Here is an 18,057-nt window from a genome sequence, read left to right on the forward strand (position 1 = left end):
TTCCCCCTCGTCAGTCGTTGCGGGCGTTGGTGTTGGCCGCTCTCCACAGGGCCACGTAGGCGCCGATGGACCCGAGCGAGGCGAAGGCCAACACCCAGAAGGCCAGCGCGATCGGGTTCGGCAGGGTGCGGGTCCACACGGTGTAGACGAGCTGGGCGCCGAGGAAGGTGATGGCGCCGGCGATGGCTCCGTGCATGAAGGCGCGGTCGGGGAGCGAGCGGGCGGCGGCGAAGCCGGCGAGCGCCCCGCTGAACAGCACGATGCCGAACATGGCGGAGGCGACGAGGCCGGGCCCGACGGCTTGCCTGACGACGGCGGCCGGGAGGGCGAAGAAGAGCCCGTTGAGGATGCCGGCGAGCAGCACGCGGCGATCGAGCACGCTCATGGTGTCTCCGTGCCGATGCTCGAGGGCGGGAAGTGGGCCGGGCCGAACGGCGAGGGGATCCCCAGCTTGCCGGGGTTCAGGATGCCGTGGGGGTCGAGGGCGTGCTTGACGGCGGCCAGCACCTCCAGCCCGCCGCTCCCGAGCGCCCGCGACACGAACCGGGCCCGGTTGACACCGACGCCGTGGTGGTGGCTGAGCGACCCGCCGCGGTCGAGCACCGCGGTGGTGCCGGCGTCCCAGCAGCGCTCGTAGAACGTCAGCTTCTCGGTGGCGGAGGGATCGTCTGACGGTTTGCCGGCGAAGGTGAAGTAGAGGCACGCCCCGTCGGCGTAGCTGTGCGACATGTGGGCCGAGGCGGCCAGCACCCCGGGGACGGCGGCGATGGCGTCGCGGGCGGCCTCGTAGATGTCCGGCAGGGCGCCCCAGCGTCCGGTGACCTCCATGGTGTCGACCACGTAGCCCCGAGAGATCAGCGCCTCGAGAGCGCTGACGTCGTTGCGGTGGGCGTGCCAGCGCTCGACGAGGTCGTCGTCGAGGCGGTCGGCGGTATGGCACTCCTGGGCGGTGACGGCCATGGCGGCCTCCACGAGGAGGGGGTCGCCCTCGTCGAGGACCAACAGCACGGTCGTGTCGCCCGTCGACCAGCTGCGATCGGCCTCGACGGCGTCGTAGAGGCGCAGAGCGGCCGGCGTCGCCCCCCGACGCAGGATGCGGCGGCAGGCCTCGAGCCCGTCGGCGAACGACGCGAACCCGTAGGCAGCGCGCTGCTCGGTGTCCGGGGCGGGGTGGACGCGCAGCCGGGCCCCCGTGATCACCCCGAGCGTGCCCTCGGACCCGACGAAGAGCTGGTTCAGGTCCGGTCCCACCGCCTGGCGGGCGTGGCCGCCGGTGGTCAGCGTGCGGCCGTCGGCGAGCACCACGTCGAGGCCGAGCACCATGTCCTCGACCTTGCCGTAGCGGTTCGAGAGCTGTCCGGCCCCACGGCACGCCAGCCAGCCGCCCACCGTCGACAGCGAGATCGATTGTGGCCAGTGCCCGACCGTCAGGGCGTGGTCGCGACGCAGGTCGGCTTCGAGGCGGTCGCCGAAGGTGCCGGCCGCGACGTCGAGGACCAGTGACGTCTCGTCGACGGCTCGGATCCCGGCCAGGCCGCAGAGGTCGAGCACCACCCCGCCGTGGAGGGGGATCGAGCCGCCGACCACACCGCTGCGGCCCGCCGCCGGGGTGACCGGTACCGACGCCTCGTGGCAGAGGCGCAGCACGGCCGCCACCTGCGCCGGGCTGGTGGGCCGGGCCACCGCGGCCGCCAGGCCGCCGACCTGGTTCTCGAGGGCCCAGGTCATGGCGAGAGGCCACCAGTCGCGGCTGGCCTCCGTGCGCTCGGCCGTATCGACGGTGACGTCGGCGCACACGCTCCTCAGGCGGGCCAGCAGCGCGTCGTCGACGGCCACGTGGGCGGCCTCGACCCGTGCCGTGGTCGCCGCGGGATCTCCGGCCAGGGCGATGGGCGCCGTGGGTCGACCCGGACCGACGGGTTCGGTGGTGGGTTCGGTGGCCACCTCAGGCTCCCACGGCGGCGTCGAGAGCCACCTCGGGCAGGTCCGGGGCTCGGCGCTCGTCGGCCACTGCGGCCCGATACCGCTCGACCTGCCGAGCGGTCTCGGCCGCGTCCCACCCCAGCTCCGGTGCGATCAGGGCCGCGACGTCGGCGGCTGCGGCCGCCGAGTCGTCGCGAGCCAGGAGGCGGGCCCGGGTGCGGCGGCTGAGCACGTCGTCGAGGGTGCGGGCCATCTCGTAGCGCACCGCGTAGACGGCCTCGGCCCGCAGATAGGGGAGACCGTCGACGAGCGGGCGGGCCAGGTCCGGGTCGCGTTCGGCGATGGCCAGCACGGTGCGGGCCTCCCCGCCGTGGCGGTCGGCCAGGTGGACCACGATCTCGGCGCCGAGCGGCGAGACCCCGTCGGCGTCCTCGACCAGCTCCTCGTAGCCCGCCGCGCCGTGGAGGCGCAGGCGGCGGGTGCGGCTGTGGCGCTGGGCCCGTTCGAGGACCCGGGCCTCGAGCACGTGCTCGAGGACCTCGTCCACCGTGTCCGCAGCCATCTCCCGGTAGGTGGTGAGCTTGCCGCCGGTGATGGTGACGACGCCGCTGGGGGATCGCTGCACCTTGTGGCGCCGGGACAGGTCGGCGGTGCGCCCCGGTGAGGCCGAGGCCACCAGAGGTCGCAAACCGGCCCACGTGGCGACCACGTCGTCGACCGTGAGCGCGGCGGTGGTGGAGCCGTTGACGGCGTCGAGGAGGTACTGCACGTCCTGCGGGGTGCACTGGGGGTCGTCGAGGGGGCCGTCGTAGTCGGTGTCGGTCGTGCCGACGAACGAGAAGTCCCCCCAGGGGACGACGAAGACCGACCGCTTGTCGGCGGGTACGGGGATGACTGCGGCGATGTCGTTGCGCAGCCGGTGCCACGGAACGGTGATGTGGATGCCCTTGGCCGGTCGGATCGTGGCGTCGGCGGTCGGGTCGTCGAGGGCCCGGATGTCGTCGGCCCACACGCCGGTGGCGTTGATCACCGAGTCGGTGCGCACGGTGAGGGTCTGGCCGTCGGCCTCCACCTCGACGGCCACCACCCGATCCTGGTCGTCCTTGGTCAGCCCGCTGACCTCGACGCGGTTGGCGACGACCGCGCCGAACTCGAGGGCGGCGGTCCGGGCCACGGCGAGCGACAGCCGGGCATCGTCGGCCCGAGCGTCGTAGTAGAGGTAGGACGGTAGGAGGCGCTCCTCGGGCAGGACGGGGAAGTGGGCTCGTGCCTCGCGGGGTGAGATCCGCTTGTGGAGCTTGCCGATGCGGACGCCCCCGGTGAGGTCGTACATCCACATGGCCGACCCCATGGCCCGGGCCAGCTTCTTGTTCACCACCCCCCGCGAACCGAAGATGGGGATCAGGAACGGGAGGGTCTTGACCAGGTGGGGAGCGTTGTGGCGCAGCCGCTGGCGTTCGAGCAGGGCCTCGTAGACGAGGCGGATGTCGCCCTGTTGCAGGTAGCGCAGCCCCCCGTGCACCAGCTTGGACGACTTCGACGACGTGCCCGAGGCGAAGTCGTCGCGCTCCACCAGAGCCGTGCGCAGGCCACGTGAGGCGGCGTCGAGCGCGCAGCCGACTCCGGTGATGCCACCCCCGACGACCACCACGTCGAAGCGGGTGTCGGCGAGGCGACGGAGAGCATCGGATCGGTCGAACGCGCCGGGGAGCATGCAGGGAGCTTACGAACCTTCGCCGCCGGGACCACGAGCGGCGCCGGCGGGGAGGTCGCCGTCGGCGCTCGCGGTCGAGCCAGCGCTTTCTAGATAACAATCGTTGACGACAAGTGCTACGGTAGGTGGCACATGAAGACGCCTGACCAGCTGACCGACCTTTTCCGGGCCCATGGCCTGCGGGTCACGCCCCAGCGTCAGAGCGTCTTTCGGGCCCTGCACGGCAACCACGGGCACCCCACGGCCGAGGCCGTGCACGCCCTGGTCGTGCAGGAGATGCCCACCGTGTCGTTGCGCACCGTGTACGCCACGCTCCACGACCTGGCGGCGATGGGCGAGATCGGAGAGCTCGAGCTGGGCACCGGCTCGGCCCGCTTCGACCCCAACACCAGCCTTCACCACCATCTGGTCTGCGACCGTTGTGGGAAGGTGCACGATGTGGAGGCGACCTTCGCCTCTGTCCGATTGCCGGACGACCTCGAGGGTGGCTTCGAGGTCTCGGGCACCGAGATCGTCTTCCGCGGAAGGTGCGGCCCGTGCCGCGCCGCGAAGGACGTGCAGCACCCCGGGCCGAGCCCGGACCCCGCCGCCCGGCTCTCGCCGGCCGGCTCCCAAACCCCATCAGGAGACGCACCACATGGCTGACTTCAAGGGCTCCCAGACCCAGGAAAACCTCAAGGAGGCGTTCGCCGGCGAGAGCCAGGCCAACCGCCGCTACCTCTACTTCGCCCAGAAGGCCGACGTCGAGGGCTACCCCGACGTGGCTGCCCTGTTCCGCTCCGTCGCCGAGGGCGAGACCGGTCACGCCTTCGGTCACTTTGACTTCCTCGCCCAGGTCGGCGACCCCGTCACCGACGAGCCCGTCGGCCCCACCGCCGACAACCTCAAGTCGGCCATCGCCGGCGAGACCTACGAGTACACGGAGATGTACCCCGGCTTCGCCAAGACCGCCCGCGAGGAGGGCTTCACCGAGGTCGCCGAATGGCTCGAGACGCTCGCCCGCGCCGAGAAGAGCCACGCCGGCCGCTTCACCGAGGGCCTGTCCGCCATCTCCTGATCGGACGTCTCGGTACCGAACACCTGGTGGCCGCCCCTCGGGGCGGCCACCCGCCGTTTCGGGGGTGCCCCATGGCACTGCCGATCCCCGGCTCCGATGCCCGTCCCGAGCCGGGCCGCCCCTACGCTGCGACCGGTGCCTGCGTGGCTGTCCCAGGAGGATCCCATGTCCAAGCTCACCCTCGACGACATCTCCGACCTGCGTGCCTACGAGCGCGAGCGCGCCGAGTTCCGGGCTCGCGTCATAGAGCTCAAGGCCAAGCGGCGCGTGCACGTCGGGCCGTTCGTCACCTTCGTCTTCGAGAACCGCGACACCATCCGCTTCCAGATCCAGGAGATGGCACGCGTCGAGAAGATCATCTCCGACACCGGCATCGAGGGCGAGCTGCGGGCCTACAACCCGCTCATCCCCGACCCCGGGCACCTGTCGGCCACCATGTTCATCGAGCTCACCACCGAGGCCGAGCTGAGGGAGTGGCTGCCCAAGCTGGTGGGGGTCGAGCGCTCCGTCGAGCTGCGCATCGGACCTGACGCCGAAGCGATCCCATGCCTGCTCGATCCCGCCCACGAGGCTCAGCTCACCCGGGACGAGATCACCGCGTCGGTGCACTACGTGGGCTGGGAGCTCGACCCGTCCCAGATCGAGGCGTTCACCGCCGGGCCGGTCGTGCTCGCCGTCACGCATCCCGAGTACCACCACGAACTGGAGCTCTCCGAGGTGACCCGGGCCGAGCTGCTCGCCGACCTGCGGGGCTGAGGGGCCATTTGGACTTCGGCGTCCGGGGCGGGTGATACTCGAACGTCCTGTCGTCGACCACCGCTCCAGCGGAGGAGCCGAGCTCTCCCGATGAACCCCCTCTGGCGCTCAAAGGCCGCCTGCAAGGGTCTCGAACCCGAGATCTTCTACCCCTCGTCGGAAGACGAGGACGACGCCGTACCCGCCAAAGCGGTCTGTGCGGAGTGCGTCGTGCGGGAGGCCTGTCTCGAGCATGCGTTGGCCATCAGGGAGAAGGACGGCATCTGGGGTGGCGCCACCGAACGTGAGCGCCGGCGCATCATCCGGCAGCGCCGCCGGACGGCCTGACGCCCGCCGGTAGGGTCGCTTCGCACCCGACCGCCCCCGGATCAGGAGACCCGTCGTGACGACCGAACCCGCCGACCTGCTCGTAGCGCACGGTGGGTGGCCGGGCATCCTCGGCACCTTGACCGCCGGCGGCGACCTGAGCGCCGAGGCCGCGGGGGCCGCGCTCGGTGAGATCCTGGCCGGCCGGGCGACCGATGCCCAGATCGCGGCGTTCATCGTGGCGTTGCGCATGAAGGGCGAGACCGTCGACGAGGTGGCGGGCCTGGTCGACGCCATGTTGGCCGCCGCCGCGCCGATCGAGCTGCCCCCGGGGCCGGATCCCGTCGACATCGTGGGCACGGGCGGCGGGCCCAGCCGCCGGGCGCACGCCCTCAACGTGTCCACCATGGCCAGCTTCGTGGCCGGCGGCGCAGGGGCGCGCGTCGTCAAGCACGGGAACCGCAAGGCGTCGTCCACCTCCGGCTCGGTCGACCTGCTCGAAGCCCTCGACGTGGTCGTCGACCTCGACGGCGTGGGCGTGGCCCACTGCGTGGAGCAGGCCGGGGTGGGCTTCTGCTTCGCCCGCAGCTTCCATCCGGCCATGCGCCACGCCGGACCGGTGCGCAGCGAGCTCGGCGTGCCGACCGTGTTCAACTTCCTCGGGCCCTTGTCGCACCCGGCCGGCGTCACCCGCCAGGTGGTCGGGGTGGCCGACGGTCGGCTGGCGCCGCTCGTCGCCGGGGTCCTGCTCGAGCGAGGTGCACCCCGGGCGATGGTGGTGGCCGGGGCCGACGGCACCGACGAGCTCACCACCACCGGTCCGAGCGAGGTCCACGAGATCCGCGACGGCCAGCTGGGCACCTTCCTCGTGGAACCAGCCGACCTGGGCTTGACGGTGGTGGACGTGGCGGCCGTGGCCGGCGGCGACCCGGTCGCCAACGCCGGCATCACCCGGCGGGTGCTCGCCGGGGAGGAAGGTCCCTACCGCGACATCGTGGTGCTCAACGCCGCGGCCGCGCTGGTGGTGGCCGAGGTGGTCGACGACCTGCCCGCCGGACTCGACGCCGCTCGGGGATCGATCGATTCGGGCGCGGCCGCCGAGGTGCTCGCTCGCCTGGTCACCGCCTCGCACGAGGCCGCCCGCTCCTGACGGCACCTCCCGGATGGGCGGCCGCGGGCCGCTGAGAGGACCCGCGCCGGGGATGTCAGCCGGCGGCGGCAGGCGGCGAGGACGAGGCTTCGGGGGCCGGCGCCAGCGGCGAGACCGGTGCGTGGGCCTTGCGCTCGAGCGGGGCCAGGACCACCTCGACGTCGCCCAGGCCGGAGGCCCGTTCGATGGCGTCGAGCTCGTCGCCGGCGGCGTCGAGCAGGTCGAGTTGCTCGTTGAGGCGGGCCAGCACCTCCGGGGGCTGCTGGCTCAGCTCCCAGCCCGTGGCCACCGCTCCGGCCGGGCGGCTCAGACGCGACAGGCGGATGGACAGCTGCTCGACCTCGTCGACCTGGGACTGCAGCGTGGCCATGAGCGCTCGACGGCTGCGGCGTGGGTGACGCGACGCCACGACGAGGTGGTGGTCGATCTCCACCGCCTGGTACTCGAGCTCGCGGCGCATGTCGTCGACCGAGCCGGTGGACTGGGCGCGCCGGCTGGGGGCCAGGTGGATCTCGGTGACCGCGCCCTGCAGGCGGCGGTGCAGACGGGCGGGTTGGGTGGGTGACCACAGCCACAGCAGCGGCGCCGGGCTCTTGACCGCCGGGCTGACGCGGTTGCGTCGCTGCAGCTTCCAGCGGGCCACCACGACGGCCAGCGTGAGCAGCACGATCCAGGTGGTGACGAAGGCGAGGAGGAAGACGGCCAGGTTGCGCATCGCAGGGCTCAGGGTACCGGCGCCACCTCACGATGACGTCGCGGGGCGGCACCCTTGGCCGGTTGGAACGTGGGCAGCGACGGGAGCGGTGAGGCCAGCTCGCCTTCGCAGAGGGACAGGGCCACGCGATCGGCGCTGCGGTCGAGCCAGGCGGCGACGCACAGCGCCTCGTCGACCCGGTCGCGGGGCAGGGGTGCCGACGTGTCGGTGGAGGCGAGGAGGTCGAGGGGCCGCTCGAGCGGGGGTTCGGCGTCCGGAGGCCACACCCGGAGCAGGCGGCCGTGCTCGAGATCGGCACCGCTGCCGTCGGCGAGGTGCAGGCGCACGAACCCCGACCGGCGGAGGCTGTCGAGGCGGCGTTGGCGGCGTAGCGCGGCGGCCAGCGCGGCCGCCCGGTCACGAGCGTCCGCCGCTTCCTCGAAGCGCTCGGACGCGGCCAGCTCCTCGATGCGCCGGCGCAGTGGGTCGAGCAACAGATCGGGGTCGTGGCGCAGACCTCGCACCACTCGATCGACGACGGGCTGGTAGTCGACGGCCGACAGCCCGCCCGCGCACGGGCACAGGGTGACCCCGAGCTGGGCCGAGGCGCAGGCGGCCTGGCGGCTGGGGGTGCGGCCCACCCGGGCGGTGCAGCGTCGCAGGCGGCTGGCGGTGTGGATGGCATCGACGACGAGCTGGGCGGACCGGCGCGACGTGAGGGGGCCGAGGTAGACGGCGCCGTCGTCCCTGGCCTCCTTGACGATCGAGAGTCGGGGGAAGGCCTCGTTCAAGGTGAGCTTGACGTAGACGTAGCGCCCCCACTCCCGAGCCTGCCGGTTGTAGCGGGGGCTGAAGCGCTGGATCAGCCGTACTTCGTGCACCGCGGCCGCCAGCGTGTGGGGGTGGGCCACGTGGTCGATGCGGACGGTCTCGCGCAGCAGCGCGCCGATCTTGCGGCGCTCGTCGCCGGAGAAGTACGACCGCACCCGGGCGCGGAGGTCGGTGGCCTTGCCCACGTAGAGCACATCGCCTCGGGCGTCGCGGAAGAGGTACACCCCAGGGGAGCGAGGGAGCCCCTCGGTGAGGCGGAGCTTGGCGGCCTGGGCGTGGCCGGCCATGGTGGGCAGGGTCAGGAGGTCGTCGAGGCCCGTCACCCCGAGGCGACCGGCCCGCTCGAGCAGCAGGTGCAGCAGGTCGCCGGTGGCGAGGGCGTCGTCGAGGGCGCGGTGCGACGGGCGATGGGGGAGTCGGAAGCGGTCGGCCAGGGTGCCGAGCTTGCAGTTGGGCACCTCCTCACGCACCAGGCGGCGGGCCAGGGCGACGGTGTCGACGCTGCGGTTGGTGAGGCGGGGTCGGTCGTCTGCCTCGAGGGCGGCCTGGAGGAACGACAGGTCGAAGCGGACGTTGTGGCCGACGATCACCGCGTCGCCGACGAACTCGAGCAGGCTCGGGAGGACGTCCTCGATGCGCGGCGCCGGCAGCACCATGGCCTCGGTGATCCCGGTGAGCACCGTGATGGTCGGTGGGATGGCCCGGCCCGGGTTGACGAGGGTCTGGAAGGTGCCGAGGCATTCACCGCCTCGGAGCTTCACGGCGCCGATCTCGGTGATGCCGCACGTCGTGGGCGAACCGCCGGTGGTCTCGAGGTCGACGACGCAGAACGTGACGTCGCGCAACGGTGTGCCGAGATCGTCGAGGGAGAGCTGTCCGGCGCGAGGCACCCCACCAGTCTGGCGAACGCCCGTTCGGCGCACAAGTGTTCGTCGGCGCCGGTGGCTCGCCAGCGGCTGGGTAGGCTCCGGGCGTGACGAGCTCGCGCTACCGCTGCACGGCCTGTGGCAACCTGACCCGCTTCGACGTCACCAGCACGCGGACGACCCGGGCCTACCACCACTACTCGGTCGGTGGAGAGCTGCGGGTCGAGCACGAGGACGTCCTGGCCGAGGCGGTCGAGGACGTGTCGTGCCGGTGGTGCGGCACGGGGACGTCGGTGGTGGAGCTGAGCGCGGCGGAGGCCGCCGCCCGGGCCCACGACGACACCGAGGGGTCGGCCCGCTGACCCCTGCCGAGGCGGCCCTGCTGCGGCCGGTCCTCGAGACGGCGGTCGCCGTGGCCCGCGACGGCCGACGGGCCAGCCCGGCGGTGCCCCCACCGGTGAGCCTGCGGCCCTATCTCGGTTTCCGGCGCCTGACCGGCCCGGCCCTGGACGCGGCGCTGAAGGCGCTCGAGGTCGACGAGGCGTTCCGGGCCCGTGTGCGCGCCGCGTCCGACTGGTCGGCGGCGGGGGAGCGCGATGGAGGCGATGACGAGCCGGACCCGTCTGCGACGGCCGCGGTGCTCGTCCTCGAGCAGGGCGAGGGCTGGCGGGCCGAGGTACAGGCCATGGCCTCGGTGCTCGAGGCCGAGGCCGAGGAGGTCGATGCCGTGTCTCGGGCTCGGCGCCTCGACCGCGACCGGGAGCGGTTGCGCACCGAGCGCGACGAGGCCCTCACCGCCGCCCGAGCGGCCCGAGCTCAGCTCTCCGCGGCAGGGCGCGAGCTCTCCGAGCTCCAGGACGTGGTGGCCCAGCTGCGCCGGCGCCTGGACGAGGCCTCGCGAGCGAAGGCCGAGCTGACCGACGAACGCCAACGGGCGGTGCGCGACCTCAAGGCCACCGAGACCCGGCTGACCGCTCGTCACGAGGAGCTCCGTCTCGCCCAGGCCGACAACCGGCGCCAGGCTGCCGAGCTGGACGATGCTCGCCAGCGGCTCCGGGAGCTCGAGGAGGCCGCCGAGGCATCCGGGGGTGACGACCCCGGTCCGTCGGGATCGTCACCCCCGGAGTCCGGACCCGACGAACGCCGAGGGGACGACCTGCACCGTGGGCGCGCCGATCGAGCGAGGGTCGTCGCCGCGCTGGCGCGGGTGACCGACGCCGCCGCCGCGCTCACCGCGGCTCTGGGCTCGGTGTCGGAGGCCGTGGCGGGGGACCCGGCCGAACCCACCCCGGTTCCGTCTCTCCATCCGACCGGGGCTCCCATCGTCGAACCTTCCTCGTCGGCACCGGACCCCGAGCGCGGCGGCGGTGCCCGGCGAGCGCCTCGCCTCCCCGTCGGGATGTTCGACGACTCGGTCGACGCCGCCGACCACCTGGCGCGGCTGCCGGGCGCAGTGGTGCTGGTCGACGGCTACAACGTGAGCCTCGAGGGATGGCCGTCGCTGGCGTTGCACGCGCAGCGGGACCGTCTGGTCGACGCCCTCGCCGGTCTCGCCGCCCGGACGGGCTGTCAGCCGCTGGTCGTCTTCGACGGCGCCGAGGAGGGTCGTGGCCTTCCGGGCGAATCGCGGCCCCGTGGCGTGCAGGTGCGCTTCACCGTGCCCGGCGTCGAGGCCGACGACGCTCTGTTGTCCCTGGTCGGGGAGTTTCCACTCGACCGGCCCGTGACGGTGGTGTCGAGCGACCGGCGGGTCGTGGCCGGCAGCGCGCGCCGGGGCGCGGCCTCGCTCTCCGCGTCGCAGCTGCTCGACCTGCTGGCCGGCTGATCAGCGGTCGGCGGCTCAGCTGGTCATGCCGCCGAGGCCGACGAGGCCCCGGGCCAGCTCGATCTCGCCCATGTGGCGCAGGCCGTGCTGGTAGAGCCAGCACTCGAGGCCGTCGAGCACGGTGATGCCCTCGGGCCCGGCCACCCGGGCGCTGTAGGTGCTGGCCACCTGCTCGGGGAAGGGTCGGGTGATCACGACCCGGCCGAACTCGGACGGATCCAGCCCGTCGAGGTAGGCCTCGGTGCGGTCGAAGACCGCCCGTTGGTAGGCCTTGAAGGCCTCGTAGTCGCCGATGCGCTGGTGCACCATCTCGTCGACGGTGCGGTGCTTGCCGTGGTCGTCGATCGCCATCTGCACCCGGTCCTGCCATTCGGGGCCCCACAGCGGCTCGCTCCCGGTGATCAGGAAGAACCCCACCTCTTCCATGTTCGTGTAGTGGAACAGGGAGAAGGCGATGGGGAGGACCCCGGCGCGTTCGAAGTGGTTCACGTGGTCGATGTCCATGGTGGACACGGCCTGGTAGTAGAGCCCGTGCATCGCCGCCATCCGCCGCTGCAGCGAATCGAGGGTGAGGTCGGTGGTCACGGAGGCCTCCCGGTCGGCCCACCCGGCCTCGTGCATGGCGGGCGTCACTCGGCTACCGTAGATATTTGCACTTGTACTGTCAATACTTCCGGGCCGCCGCCACCGGCGAAGGCGCTTGCCGCCGGCAGGCCATCGGCGAGGGCGATCGGCCCGACGAGGGGAGCCGGTGATGGTCCGACCACGGACGGGACCGCGTCCCGATGAGGGCTTCGACGGCGTGATCGGGAGGACGGTCGCCGACTCGACTCCCTCGTGGCCCGTGCCGGCCCACCCCGGTGCGGACGCCCCGGATGTCGTCGTGGTGCTCCTCGACGATCTCGGCTTCGCCCACCTCGGTTGCTTCGGCTCCGACCTCGAGACCCCCCGCATCGACGCCTTGGCCGCGGGCGGCCTGCGCTTCACCGACTTCCACGTCACCCCGGTGTGCTCGCCCACCCGGGCGTCGCTGCTCACCGGACGGAACCACCACACCGTCGGCATGCGCGCCGTGTCCAACTTCAACACCGGCTTCCCCAACATGCGGGGCAAGGTCACCGACCGGGCCACGACCATGGCCGAGGTGCTCCGCGACGCCGGCTACGCCACCTTCGCGGTGGGCAAGTGGCACCTCACGCCCATGCACGAGGCGTCGGCCGCCGGGCCCTTCGACAGCTGGCCGCTGCAGCGGGGATTCGACCGCTTCTACGGCTTCCTCGACGGCGAGACCGACCAGTTCAGCCCCGATCTCGTCTGCGACAACCATCGCATCGACCCGCCCTCGACGCCGGAGGACGGCTACCACCTGTCCGAGGACCTGGTCGACCAGGCCATCGCCATGATCCACGACACCGTGTCGATCCGCCCCGACCGGCCGTTCTTCACCTACCTGTCCTTCGGTGCCACCCACGCCCCCCACCAGGCCCCCGAGGAGTACCTCGCCCGCCAGCGCGGCCGGCACGACCACGGCTGGGACGTGGCCCGCGACCGCTGGTTCGCCCGCCAGAAGGATCTCGGCGTGATCGGTGCCGACACGCAGCTGGCGCCCCGGAACCCGGGGGTGGAGCCATGGGACTCCCTGCCCGACGACGACCGACGGCTGGCCATCCGTCTCCAGGAGGCCTTCGCCGCCTTCCTCGAGCACACCGACACCCAGATCGGGCGACTGGTCGATGCCCTGCACCGTCTCGGTCGCCTCGACAACACCCTGCTCGTGGTCCTCTCCGACAACGGCGCCAGCCAGGAAGGGGGGCCCTTCGGCGTGCTGCACGAGATGAAGTTCTTCAACGGCGTGCTCGAGACCCCGGACCGGGCGGTACGCCACCTCGACGAGATCGGTGGTCCCCGCAGCCACGCCAACTACCCGTGGGGTTGGGCCCAGGCCGGCAACACCCCCTTCAAGTGGTACAAGCAGAACACCCACGAAGGTGGGGTCCACGTCCCGCTCGTGGTGCACTGGCCGAAGGGCGTGGCCGACCCCGGCGGTCTCCGCGACGGCTTCACCTATGTCACCGACCTGGCCCCCACCGTCTTCGACGCCGCCGGGGTGACCGCCCCCGACACCTACCGGGGCGTTCCCCAGCTGCCCATCACCGGGCGGTCGCTGGCCCCGTCGTTGTCGGGCCGGGCCACGGGCGACACCGGTCGGGTGCAGTACTTCGAGATGATGGGCCACAGGGGCCTCTACCTCGACGGGTGGAAGGCCGTCACCCGCCACCAGCCCGGCGTGCCCTTCGACGACGACGTGTGGGAGCTCTACCACCTCGACGTCGACCGCTCCGAGTGCGACGACCGCGCCGCCTCGGAGCCCCAGCGGTTGGCCGCCATGGTGGACCGGTGGTGGATCGAGGCGGCCGAGCACGGCGTCCTGCCCCTCGACGACCGCACCGTGGAGCTGTTCGGCATCACGTTCGCCGAGCACACCCCGCACCCACCCAGCCGGCGCTACACCTACCGCCCGCCCATGACCACGCTGCCGGCGCAGGTGGCCGCCGCCATCGCCGGCCGGAGCTGGGACCTCGCGGCCACCGTCGAGCGGTCGTCACGCCAGGACGGCGTCCTGTACGCCCTCGGCAACGGCAACGCCGGGCTGTCGCTGTTCGTCGAGGGGGACCAGCTCGTCTTCGACTACAACGCCTTCGGCGAGCACACCGTGGTGGAGTCGACCGACCGCGTCCCGGTCGGCCGATCCGTCCTGGGGGTGCGGTTCCGGCGTACCGGGAGTGAGGGCGAGGTCACCCTCGTCGTCGACGGGCACGACTGCGGGACGGGCCGGGTCCCCTTCGTGATGCGCATCGTGTCGAGCGTCGGGGCCTCGGTGGGCCACGACCAGCGCCTCGCGGTGAGCGATCGCCACGACGGGCCCTTCCCCTTCGCCGGGACCCTCCACCGCGTCGACATCGCCCTCGTCGACGTTCGCACCCCACCCGACCCGGCACAGGCCGAGGCCGAGGCCCGCACCGCCATGGGGCGCCAGTGAGCGCCGGCTACCACGCCGGTCGGTGGCCGGCCGAGGACGGTGGGCCCACGCGGCCCCAGGCCTGCGCCGGCGCCTTCGCCGGCTGGTCGCCGAGCACGGCATCGGTGAGCTCACGGGAGGTGGCCGGCGCCACGATGGTCGTGTGGCGTGACCCCGACGAGCTCTACCTGCTCGGTCACACGGCAGGCGACGACGCCGTGGCCTGGGTCGAACGCCTCGACCCGTTGACCCTCGCGCCTCGCGCTCGTTCCGTCGAGCTGCTCGGGGGGCCCGCCTGGCCGGGGGGCATCGCCGCCCACGCCGACGGAGGCCTCCACGTCGTGTTCGGTCGCCACGCGCACCGGCTGCGTCCCGACCTCTCCGTCGCGGCCTCCGCCGAGCTGCCGCGGGAGCGCGCCTACAACAGCTTCGTGGTCCTGCCGGACGGCCACCTCGTCACCAAGGACTTCGGTGGGCTGCGGCCGGGCGAGTCCGCGATCGAGCCGGCACCCCCGGCTCAGCTCTGCGTGCTCGACCCGGTCTCGCTCGAGATCGTGGCCCGGGCCGAGGTGCCCGAGCCGTCCATCGCCCGCCTCTCGGCCGACGGCGCGCTCGTCTACGTGGTGGGGGACACCTCGCTGTTCCGCCTGGCGTGGGACGGAATCGACCTGGCCCTCGACGAGGGCTTCGCCCCCCGCTACCGCACCCTTGCCGGACAGACGCACGGCTGGGACGCCGTGCTGTCGATGGGAGCGGCGTGGTTCCTCGACGACGGTGCCGGCAGCGAGCGCTACGCAGGCACCTTCCGCGGGCAGGGGGTGTCGACCTCCCCGCTGCACCTGGTCCGCGTCGGCCTCGTGGACGGTTCGGTGTCGCTCACCGAGGTCTCCGGGCTGAGCGGCGGCCTGGTGGCCAACCCGCCTCTGATCGACCCGGTCCGTCGCCTCGCGGTGGCCTACGACAGCGGCAACGGGGTGATGGCGGCGTTCGACATCGGTGCCGACGGCGAGACCACGCCGAGGTGGCGCGTCGATCAGGACCACGGCTCGCACCTGCTCCTCGACCCCGACCGCGGCCTGGTCCTCACCGCCGACCACGACGGGGAGCGGTGGATGGAGCAGCTCGTCGTCCGAGAGATCGAGACCGGGGTCGAGCAGGCCCGCCTCGACTCGGGCAGCGCACTGCAATCGGTGCTGTTCCCCGCCCCGGGTGACCGGTGCGTCTACCTCTGCTCGTTCAGCACGGTGAGCCGCCTGGCGTGGTGAGCGGCCTCGGCGGTCAGGCCGGCGCCAGCTCCACCGGGATGCCGTTCACCGCCGCGTTGCCGGACAGCTCGTCGACGAACGTTCCCGGCGCCAGCAGGTTGTTGTTGACGCCCGCGTGCTCGCGGGCCACCGAGAGTCGGGTGCCGGGCCGGTCGTGTCCCCATCCGTGGGGGAGGCACACCACGCCGGGCATCATCTCGTCGGAGACCTCCACCGGCACCTCGAGCTGGCCGGCCTCGCTGCTCACGAGCGCCCGGCCGCCATCGGCCAGCCCGTGGCGCGCCGCGTCGTCGGGATGCACCAGAAGGGTGCAGCGGTCCTTGCCCTTCACCAGGACGTCGACGTTGTGCATCCACGAGTTCTTCGAGCGCAGGTGGCGCCGACTGACCAACACCATCCCGTCGGGCTCGTCGGCCATGGCCCGGCGAAGCCGGGGCAGGTCACCGACGACGTACTCCGGGGCCAGTTGGATCCGCCCGGAGGGCGTGCCCACCAACTCATGGGCCTGGGGGACCATCGGCCCCAGGTCGATGCCGTCGACCTGGTCGCGGATGCGGGCGAGGGTCAAGCCGTCGGGCACCTCTCCGTAGCGGTCACCGAAGGGGCCCATGCGCACCATGAGGTCGATCATGCGCTCGGGCCCGCCCTCGCCGTAGAGGGCCAGGGTCGCCTCGGGATCGCGGCCCGTCATCTGGCACAGGACCGAGAACCAGCCGTCGTCGATGGCGGCGAGATCGAAGGTCTCCTCGGTGCCTCCGGCGCAGTACCAGCCCAACCGGCACAGGGTCTCCCACTCGGGCACCGCGCCTTCGGGCGGGGCGTAGAGGGCGTCGCTCCACTTGACGGCGGAGCCCACCGCCCAGGCCGGAATGAGCTCGTCGAAATGCGGTGTCTCGAGAGGAGACGGACCGGGGAGGATGACGTGGGCGAAGCGGGTGGTCTCGTTGAGGTAGCTGTCGACCGAGATCATGCAGTCGAGGAGGGGGAGGGCCTCCTCCAACCGGTCGGACTCGGGCACGCTGATCACCGGGTTCCCGGCGATGGTGATGAGGCCCTTGATCTGCCCCTCGCCCGGCGTGGCGATCTCCTCGGCCAGGCACGAGCAGGGGACCTGCCCCAGGACCTCGGGCGCGCCCCGCACCCTGCTCGTCCATCGACCGAACGTGGGCTCACCGGTCGCCGCGGTGTCGGCGAACCAGGCGATCGGGGCGTTGACCGGTCGGCCCCACATCAGACCGCCCTCGGTGTCGAAGTGCCCGGTGACGATGTTGACCACATCGACCAGCCACGACGCCAGCGTGCCGAACTCCTGGTTGCACAGGCCGATGCGTCCGTACACGGCGCCCCGCTCGGCCGCTGCGAAGCGCCGGGCCAGGTCACGGATGGTCTCTGCCGGCACCGCGCACCAGTCGGCCACCGCGTCGGGGGTGAACCCCTCGACGGCGGCCACCAGGTCGTCGACACCGTCGACCATGTCGGCCACCGAGCCCAGGTCCAGCAGACCTTCCTCGACGATCACCTGCACCATGGCCAGCAGCAGGGCGGCATCGGTACCGGGTCGGATCGGCACCCACTGGTCGGCTCGATCGGCGGTGCCCGTGCGGCGGGGGTCGACGACGACGACCGTGCCGCCCCGCTCCCGGATGGCGTCGAGCTCGCCGAGCACGTCGGGGCAGGCCATGAGCGAGCCGCCCGAGGCCTGGGGGTTGCCGCCCATGACGACGAGGAAGTCGGTGCGGCGGATGTCGACCGTCGGGATCTTCCACTGGTTGCCGTACATGAGGGCACAGGTGACGTTCTTGGGCCACTGGTCGATGGTGCCGGCCGAGTAGATCATCTCGAAGCCGGCCTGCCCGATGAGCATGGCCATGTAGCGGCCGAGGGTGAAGGAGTGGCCGACCGGGTTGCCCACGAAGGCGGTCATCGCAGTGGGGCCGTACGTCTGGCGGACGCCGTCGATCAGCTCGTGGCAGCGTGCGAAGGCCTCGTCCCACGTGGCTTCGCGCCAGGTCTCACCGTCTCGGATCATGGGGTGACGGAGGCGGTCGGGGTCGTCGTGGAGCCGTCCCAGCACGGTGCCCTTGGGGCAGAGGTAGCCCTTGGACCAGACGTCGTCGGCGTTGGCCCGGATCACCTTCACGCCGTCGTCGTCGTCGAGGTGGACCTCGAGCCCGCACATGCACTCGCACAGCGGACAGGTGCGCTTGTGCACCCGGGTGCCGTCCTCGCGCAACTCGTGAATCGGTCCGATCAGCCGTCGCGTGCTGGGCGCATCCGTGGTCGTCATGGTTGGTCCCCCCCCCGGGTGGTGTCTCGCTCCGGACCCTAATTCGCAACACCTTGCTCCGGTCGGCAAGCCTCCCTCCGCCGCCTTCGGCGAAACGCGTGGCCTGTCTGAGGCTCCGTCGCTGGCGCTCCTCCGCCTGTTGCAGGTCGGCACAGACCTGGCATCTGTCTTCGGGGCCGAGTGGGTTCCGGGGGGTGGCCCGTACCACTGGTTCTGACGCGCGCACAGGAGCGAGTGCGGCTCGGCGGCCGTCGCCGGTGATCGACGAAGGGTTCGTCGGCCGAAGCCCGAGCTCGACGAAGCTGCCGCTCTGAGCGACTGAGCACGTCAGGTTCTGGTGCGGGACAGGACCCGCCGGAGCCCC

16 protein-coding genes are annotated in these 18,057 nt (G+C 72.3%); 9 read left to right on the forward strand and 7 right to left on the reverse strand.

Translation table 11 applies throughout. From position 1 onward, the window contains the following. Positions 1 to 10: 10 nt before the first annotated feature. Genes LUW87_RS01005 through LUW87_RS01015 form a run of 3 tightly spaced genes read right to left on the reverse strand, consistent with a single transcriptional unit; the run spans position 11 to position 3,637 of the window. Positions 11 to 385: a hypothetical protein gene (locus tag LUW87_RS01005; RefSeq protein WP_232669209.1), complete on the reverse strand. Its 375-nt coding sequence runs from the start codon at positions 383 to 385 to the stop codon at positions 11 to 13. Next, positions 382 to 1,944, reverse strand: a complete 1,563-nt coding sequence (locus LUW87_RS01010; RefSeq protein ID WP_232669210.1) for an FAD-binding oxidoreductase — start codon at positions 1,942 to 1,944, stop codon at positions 382 to 384. Before LUW87_RS01010 ends, LUW87_RS01005 begins: the two co-directional genes overlap by 4 nt. Before the next feature lies 1 nt (position 1,945). Continuing rightward, on the reverse strand, positions 1,946 to 3,637 hold the full coding sequence (locus tag LUW87_RS01015; RefSeq protein WP_232669211.1) for a glycerol-3-phosphate dehydrogenase/oxidase: 1,692 nt from the start codon (positions 3,635 to 3,637) through the stop codon (positions 1,946 to 1,948). Positions 3,638 to 3,769: 132 nt separating this feature from the next. Between LUW87_RS01015 and LUW87_RS01020 the strand changes: the two genes are divergently transcribed. The 5 genes from LUW87_RS01020 to trpD all read left to right on the forward strand — a co-directional run bounded on the left by LUW87_RS01020 (position 3,770) and on the right by trpD (position 6,906). Next, entirely contained in the window at positions 3,770 to 4,282 is a 513-nt protein-coding gene (locus tag LUW87_RS01020; RefSeq protein WP_232669212.1) for a Fur family transcriptional regulator, read from the forward strand. Further along, positions 4,275 to 4,694, forward strand: coding sequence for a rubrerythrin family protein (locus LUW87_RS01025; protein WP_232669213.1), 420 nt, complete (start codon positions 4,275 to 4,277; stop codon positions 4,692 to 4,694). Before LUW87_RS01020 ends, LUW87_RS01025 begins: the two co-directional genes overlap by 8 nt. A 135-nt stretch (positions 4,695 to 4,829) precedes the next feature. Continuing rightward, positions 4,830 to 5,450, forward strand: a complete 621-nt coding sequence (locus LUW87_RS01030; RefSeq protein ID WP_232669214.1) for a DUF3501 family protein — start codon at positions 4,830 to 4,832, stop codon at positions 5,448 to 5,450. Positions 5,451 to 5,540: 90 nt separating this feature from the next. Next, a complete protein-coding gene (locus tag LUW87_RS01035) occupies positions 5,541 to 5,777 on the forward strand; it encodes a WhiB family transcriptional regulator (protein WP_232669215.1) in 237 nt (78 codons plus the stop codon). Between the two features lie 55 nt (positions 5,778 to 5,832). Further along, positions 5,833 to 6,906: an anthranilate phosphoribosyltransferase gene (trpD, locus tag LUW87_RS01040; protein WP_232669216.1), complete on the forward strand. Its 1,074-nt coding sequence runs from the start codon at positions 5,833 to 5,835 to the stop codon at positions 6,904 to 6,906. Positions 6,907 to 6,961: 55 nt separating this feature from the next. Here trpD and LUW87_RS01045 read toward each other — a convergent pair whose 3' ends face one another. Further along, a complete protein-coding gene (locus LUW87_RS01045) occupies positions 6,962 to 7,621 on the reverse strand; it encodes a hypothetical protein (RefSeq protein WP_232669217.1) in 660 nt (219 codons plus the stop codon). A gap of 8 nt (positions 7,622 to 7,629) precedes the next feature. Then, on the reverse strand, positions 7,630 to 9,321 hold the full coding sequence (locus tag LUW87_RS01050; protein ID WP_232669218.1) for a DEDD exonuclease domain-containing protein: 1,692 nt from the start codon (positions 9,319 to 9,321) through the stop codon (positions 7,630 to 7,632). 83 nt (positions 9,322 to 9,404) lie between these two features. On the opposite strand from LUW87_RS01050, the gene LUW87_RS01055 reads away from it, so the two are divergent. Both LUW87_RS01055 and LUW87_RS18955 read left to right on the forward strand, forming a co-directional pair. After that, on the forward strand, positions 9,405 to 9,659 hold the full coding sequence (locus tag LUW87_RS01055; RefSeq protein ID WP_232669219.1) for a hypothetical protein: 255 nt from the start codon (positions 9,405 to 9,407) through the stop codon (positions 9,657 to 9,659). Positions 9,660 to 9,709: 50 nt separating this feature from the next. After that, a complete protein-coding gene (locus LUW87_RS18955) occupies positions 9,710 to 11,122 on the forward strand; it encodes an NYN domain-containing protein (protein ID WP_232669220.1) in 1,413 nt (470 codons plus the stop codon). Between the two features lie 15 nt (positions 11,123 to 11,137). Here LUW87_RS18955 and LUW87_RS01065 read toward each other — a convergent pair whose 3' ends face one another. After that, positions 11,138 to 11,755, reverse strand: a complete 618-nt coding sequence (locus tag LUW87_RS01065) for a hypothetical protein (RefSeq protein ID WP_232669221.1) — start codon at positions 11,753 to 11,755, stop codon at positions 11,138 to 11,140. A gap of 250 nt (positions 11,756 to 12,005) precedes the next feature. Here LUW87_RS01065 and LUW87_RS01070 point away from each other — a divergent pair, with 250 nt between their 5' ends. Then, positions 12,006 to 14,162: an arylsulfatase gene (locus LUW87_RS01070; protein WP_232669222.1), complete on the forward strand. Its 2,157-nt coding sequence runs from the start codon at positions 12,006 to 12,008 to the stop codon at positions 14,160 to 14,162. Further along, entirely contained in the window at positions 14,159 to 15,406 is a 1,248-nt protein-coding gene (locus tag LUW87_RS01075; RefSeq protein ID WP_232669223.1) for a hypothetical protein, read from the forward strand. The genes LUW87_RS01070 and LUW87_RS01075 overlap by 4 nt, the downstream gene beginning before the upstream one ends. Before the next feature lie 13 nt (positions 15,407 to 15,419). Here the strand turns inward: LUW87_RS01075 and LUW87_RS01080 are convergent, their stop codons facing one another. After that, positions 15,420 to 17,693 (reverse strand): molybdopterin-dependent oxidoreductase, encoded by a 2,274-nt coding sequence (locus tag LUW87_RS01080; protein WP_232669224.1) that lies wholly within the window; start codon positions 17,691 to 17,693, stop codon positions 15,420 to 15,422. Positions 17,694 to 18,057: the final 364 nt, after the last annotated feature.

Origin of the sequence: Rhabdothermincola salaria (genome assembly GCF_021246445.1) — a bacterium.
GTDB lineage: Bacteria > Actinomycetota > Acidimicrobiia > Acidimicrobiales > Acidimicrobilacustridaceae > Rhabdothermincola_A > Rhabdothermincola_A salaria.

Excerpts from the sequence above, each read along its gene's own strand:
- LUW87_RS01005 (WP_232669209.1), bottom strand. The coding sequence starts at position 385 with ATGAGCGTGCTCGATCGCCGCGTGCTGCTCGCCGGCATCCTCAACGGG.
- LUW87_RS01015 (WP_232669211.1), bottom strand. The coding sequence starts at position 3,637 with ATGCTCCCCGGCGCGTTCGACCGATCCGATGCTCTCCGTCGCCTCGCC.
- LUW87_RS01020 (WP_232669212.1), top strand. The coding sequence starts at position 3,770 with ATGAAGACGCCTGACCAGCTGACCGACCTTTTCCGGGCCCATGGCCTG.
- LUW87_RS01025 (WP_232669213.1), top strand. The coding sequence starts at position 4,275 with ATGGCTGACTTCAAGGGCTCCCAGACCCAGGAAAACCTCAAGGAGGCG.
- LUW87_RS01035 (WP_232669215.1), top strand. The coding sequence starts at position 5,541 with ATGAACCCCCTCTGGCGCTCAAAGGCCGCCTGCAAGGGTCTCGAACCC.
- LUW87_RS01045 (WP_232669217.1), bottom strand. The coding sequence starts at position 7,621 with ATGCGCAACCTGGCCGTCTTCCTCCTCGCCTTCGTCACCACCTGGATC.
- LUW87_RS01080 (WP_232669224.1), bottom strand. The coding sequence starts at position 17,693 with ATGACGACCACGGATGCGCCCAGCACGCGACGGCTGATCGGACCGATT.